Origin of the sequence: Burkholderia sp. ZZQ-2 (assembly GCF_050768715.1) — a bacterium.
Classification (GTDB): Bacteria; Pseudomonadota; Gammaproteobacteria; order Burkholderiales; family Burkholderiaceae; genus Burkholderia; species Burkholderia cepacia.
The window spans coordinates 1-4,024 of record NZ_LDVA01000015.1 but is presented as its reverse complement, the minus strand read 5'-3'; the positions used below and the strand labels follow the sequence as shown (position 1 = coordinate 4,024).

Annotated in this window: 5 protein-coding genes and 1 pseudogene; 4 read left to right on the top strand and 2 right to left on the bottom strand. The window is 65.3% G+C overall.

Annotated elements, in window-relative coordinates; genetic code table 11:
• The 4 genes and pseudogenes from ABY44_RS00230 to hslU form a co-directional block, all read left to right on the top strand.
• Positions 1-220, top strand: a pseudogene (locus ABY44_RS00230) (hypothetical protein); the annotation flags it as partial.
• A gap of 126 nt (positions 221-346) precedes the next feature.
• Positions 347-763: an RNA polymerase-binding protein DksA gene (gene dksA, locus ABY44_RS00225; RefSeq protein ID WP_006477498.1), complete on the top strand. Its 417-nt coding sequence runs from the start codon at positions 347-349 to the stop codon at positions 761-763.
• Between the two features lie 242 nt (positions 764-1,005).
• Entirely contained in the window at positions 1,006-1,542 is a 537-nt protein-coding gene (gene hslV / locus ABY44_RS00220) for an ATP-dependent protease subunit HslV (RefSeq protein WP_021156275.1), read from the top strand.
• Positions 1,543-1,552: 10 nt separating this feature from the next.
• Positions 1,553-2,896: an ATP-dependent protease ATPase subunit HslU gene (gene hslU, locus ABY44_RS00215; RefSeq protein WP_042972634.1), complete on the top strand. Its 1,344-nt coding sequence runs from the start codon at positions 1,553-1,555 to the stop codon at positions 2,894-2,896.
• 288 nt (positions 2,897-3,184) lie between these two features.
• Here the strand turns inward: hslU and ABY44_RS00210 are convergent, their stop codons facing one another.
• Positions 3,185-3,352 carry a hypothetical protein gene (locus ABY44_RS00210; RefSeq protein ID WP_155637992.1) on the bottom strand — a complete coding sequence of 56 codons (168 nt, stop codon included), beginning with the start codon at positions 3,350-3,352 and terminating at the stop codon, positions 3,185-3,187.
• A gap of 108 nt (positions 3,353-3,460) precedes the next feature.
• The gene (locus tag ABY44_RS00205) at positions 3,461-4,003 is read right to left on the bottom strand and encodes a response regulator transcription factor (RefSeq protein ID WP_021156278.1); all 543 of its coding nucleotides are present in this window, start codon (positions 4,001-4,003) and stop codon (positions 3,461-3,463) included.
• Between the last annotated feature and the right edge of the window lie 21 nt (positions 4,004-4,024).

Here is a 4,024-nt window from a genome sequence, read left to right as displayed (position 1 = left end):
GGGATCGACCCGATACGGCGCCCGCTTGCGATTCAGTTACAATACGTGCCCGCTGGAGTACGGCAACAAACAGGCCCGGTTCTTGCTGAACCAGTTTTCCGGGCATCGCAACCGCGCCGGATCGCCAATCCGCCTCCCGGCCGCGGCCGATGCGATGTGCCGCGCAGCACACCGGTTCGCAGCGCGCGCAACTCCGCGCCAGGCCTATCCTGGTATTTGAGAACCGGTTTTCCAGAGGCTTTCGGCCCCGCGGCGGCAAATCGCAAATGATTGCAAGCGCGGTTGCGGGTAATCCCAAAGTGCAGGCAATATCTCTCGATTTGCCGCACATTGAAGAAGCAAGCAGATGACGAAGAAACTCTTGACCGAAGCCGAAATCCTGAAGATGAGCGACAAGGATTACATGAATGAGGATCAGCTCGCCTTCTTCAAAAATCGGCTCGAACAGTTGCAGGCGGACATCCTCAAGAATGCAGGCCAGACGACCGAGAACCTGCGCGAGACGGTGATCGTCCCCGATCCCGCCGATCGCGCGACGATCGAGGAAGAGCACGCGCTCGAGCTGCGCACGCGCGATCGCGAACGCAAGCTCCTCAAGAAGGTTCAGCAGTCGCTCGCCCGCATCGATTCCGGCGATTACGGCTGGTGCGAGGAAACCGGCGAGCCGATCGGCATTCCGCGGCTGCTCGCCCGTCCGACCGCCACGCTGTCGCTCGAGGCGCAGGAGCGCCGCGAGTTGCGCCAGAAGCTGTTCGGCGACTGATCGAGCGGCGTTCCGCTCAGACACGCTGCTTCCCGAAAGCGCGCGGCCTGCCGCGCGCTTTTTGTTTTTCCGGCACCGGCTCGCGGTTGGCCGGTTTTCCGATTTGCCTCCCGCCTCTTGATATCCCCGCGCCCGCCCTAAAATGAAACGGACGCGCGCCGGGCCGCTTCCCGGCGCACTGCGAGTTACGCGGCGGCGCCTCGCGCCGCCCGACTCTTCCCCGTTTTTCTCAAGGAACGCAGATGGAGCAATTTCACGGCACGACCATCGTTTCGGTCCGGCGCGGCGACAAGGTCGCGCTCGGCGGCGACGGCCAGGTAACCCTCGGCAACATCGTCATGAAGGGTGGCGCGCGGAAAGTGCGGCGGATCTACAACAACCAGGTGCTGGTCGGATTCGCGGGCGGCACCGCCGATGCGTTCTCGCTGCTTGACCGCTTCGAGGCGAAGCTCGAGAAGCACCAGGGCAACCTGACCCGCGCGGCCGTCGAGCTCGCGAAGGACTGGCGCACCGACCGGATGCTGCGCCGCCTCGAGGCGATGCTGATCACGGCCGATGCCACCACCACGCTCGTGATCACCGGCAACGGCGACGTGCTCGACCCGGAAGAGGGCATCTGCGCGATCGGTTCGGGCGGTGCGTATGCGCAGGCCGCGGCCCGCGCGCTCGCGGAGAACACCGAGCTGTCGCCGCGCGAGATCGTCGAGAAGTCGCTGAAGATTGCCGGCGACATGTGCATCTACACGAACCACAACCGCATCATCGAAACGATCGAGTAAGGACCGCACCATGAGCACCATGACCCCTGCCGAGATCGTCTCGGAACTCGACAAGCACATCATCGGCCAGGCCAAGGCGAAGAAGGCCGTCGCGGTCGCGCTGCGCAACCGCTGGCGCCGCCAGCAGGTCGCCGACCCGCTGCGCCAGGAAATCACGCCGAAGAACATCCTGATGATCGGGCCGACGGGCGTCGGCAAGACCGAAATCGCACGCCGCCTCGCGAAGCTCGCCGACGCGCCGTTCATCAAGATCGAAGCGACCAAGTTCACCGAGGTCGGCTACGTCGGCCGCGACGTCGACAGCATCGTGCGCGACCTCATCGAGATCTCGGTCAAGCAGACGCGCGAATCCGAGATGCGCAAGGTGCGCAGCAAGGCCACCGACCAGGCGGAAGACCGCATCCTCGACATCCTGCTGCCGCAGCCGCGCGCGGTAGGCTTCGGCGGCAATGCCGACCACGCGAACGACGACAACAACGCGACGCGCCAGACCTTCCGCAAGCGCCTGCGCGAAGGCCAGCTCGACGACAAGGAGGTCGAGCTCGACCTCGAGCAGCCGTCGGCCGGCATGGACATCATGGCGCCGCCGGGGATGGAAGAGATGACCGAGCAGATCCGCTCGATGTTCTCGAACCTCGGCAGCGGCAAGAAGCAGCGTCGCAAGGTGAAGATCAAGGAAGCGCTGAAGCTGCTGACCGACGAGGAAGCGGCGAAGATGCTGAACGACGAGGAAGTGAAGACGAAGGCCGTGCAGAACGTCGAGCAGAACGGCATCGTGTTCCTCGACGAGATCGACAAGATCACGTCGCGCAACAACGAAGGCAGCGGCGGCGAAGTGTCGCGCCAGGGCGTGCAGCGCGACCTGCTGCCGCTCGTCGAGGGCACGACGGTCAACACGAAGTACGGGATGGTGAAGACCGATCACATCCTGTTCATCGCGAGCGGCGCGTTCCACCTCGCGAAACCGAGCGACCTGATTCCCGAACTGCAGGGCCGCTTCCCGATCCGCGTCGAGCTCGACTCGCTGTCGGTGAACGATTTCGAGGCGATCCTCGTCGCCACCGATGCCAGCCTCGTCAAGCAGTACCAGGCGCTGCTCGCGACCGAAGACGTGCAGCTCGAGTTCGCCGACGACGGCATCCGCCGTCTCGCGGAGATCGCGTATGCGGTCAACGAGAAGACCGAGAACATCGGTGCGCGCCGGCTGTACACGGTGATCGAGAAACTGCTCGAGGAAGTGTCGTTCTCGGCCGGCAACCATGCCGGCGAGCGCGTGACGATCGACGCGAAGTATGTCGACCGCGCGCTGGGCGAAGTGTCGCAGGACGAAGACCTGTCGCGCTACGTGCTGTAACGCGCGCGGCGTCCGACGAAAAACGGGCGGCCCCTTGCGGGGTCGCCCGTTTTTTCATGGTCAGGCGATGCGGCGCCCGTGCCTGCCCCTGGAGTGCGGCTGATGGCAAGCGCGCTGGTGCGTCCCTATAATCCGGACTCCTCCGGCCAAGTACCGACGCATTCGTCACCGCCTTCGAATGACCATCTACCCGTCCGTCGCCGGCCGAATCGTGCCGGCCTTGCTCGCGCTCACGCGCGCCGACATCCTGTCGCTCCTGCGCCGGATCAGGCGGGATTCGCTGCGGCGCTACAACGTCGCGTTTGTACTCGCGTGGCTGGCCACGCTGGCGGGCATCGCATTCGCCAGCGTGGCGATCAGCATCGGCATCCAGTTCGTCGCGCGTGGCGTATCGGCAACGCCGTGGCCGCTGGCCAACGCCATCGTCGTCGGCGGATGCGCGCCGCTGCTCGCCAACGTCTTCTACTCGGCGCTGCTCACGCTCCTGCTGAAACGCGAGATCGTCGCCTGCCTGTCGCGAGCCCCGGGGCGCATCCGGCTGACACGCCGGGCGCCAGTGCCCGCTTACTGCCGCACCGGCTTCTTCGCGAGCTTGCGCTGCAGCGTGCGGCGGTGCATGTTCAGCGCGCGCGCCGTCGCCGAGATGTTGTTGTTGTTCTCGGCCAGTACGCGCTGGATGTGCTCCCATTCGAGCCTGTCGACCGACAGCACGACCGGATTCTCGAGCGCTTCGTCGGCCTGCACTTCGGTTGCGTTGGTCTGCAGCGCGGCCAGGATCGACTCGACGTTCGCGGGTTTCGCGAGATAGTTGTCGGCGCCTTCCTTCACCGCCTGCACGGCGGTCGCGATGCTCGCGTAGCCGGTCAGCACCAGGATCCGCGCATCGGGCTGCAGGTCGCACAGCGGCGCGATCAGGCTCAGGCCCGAATCCTCGCCGAGATGCAGGTCGACGGTGATGAACTGGAACTTGCCGCCCGCGGCAAGCCGCAGCGCCGCCTCCTTGTCGTGCGCCTGCTGGACCGCGTAACCGCGGCGCTCGAGGCCGCGCGCGAGCGTGCCCGCGAACACCTCGTTGTCGTCGATCACCAGGAAATTGTTCTCGCTCATGTGGTTTCTCCGTCTACGTGT

Coding starts and splice junctions, on each gene's coding strand:
- hslU (WP_042972634.1), top strand. CDS start 1,553: ATGAGCACCATGACCCCTGCCGAGATCGTCTCGGAACTCGACAAGCAC.
- hslV (WP_021156275.1), top strand. CDS start 1,006: ATGGAGCAATTTCACGGCACGACCATCGTTTCGGTCCGGCGCGGCGAC.
- dksA (WP_006477498.1), top strand. CDS start 347: ATGACGAAGAAACTCTTGACCGAAGCCGAAATCCTGAAGATGAGCGAC.
- ABY44_RS00205 (WP_021156278.1), bottom strand. CDS start 4,003: ATGAGCGAGAACAATTTCCTGGTGATCGACGACAACGAGGTGTTCGCG.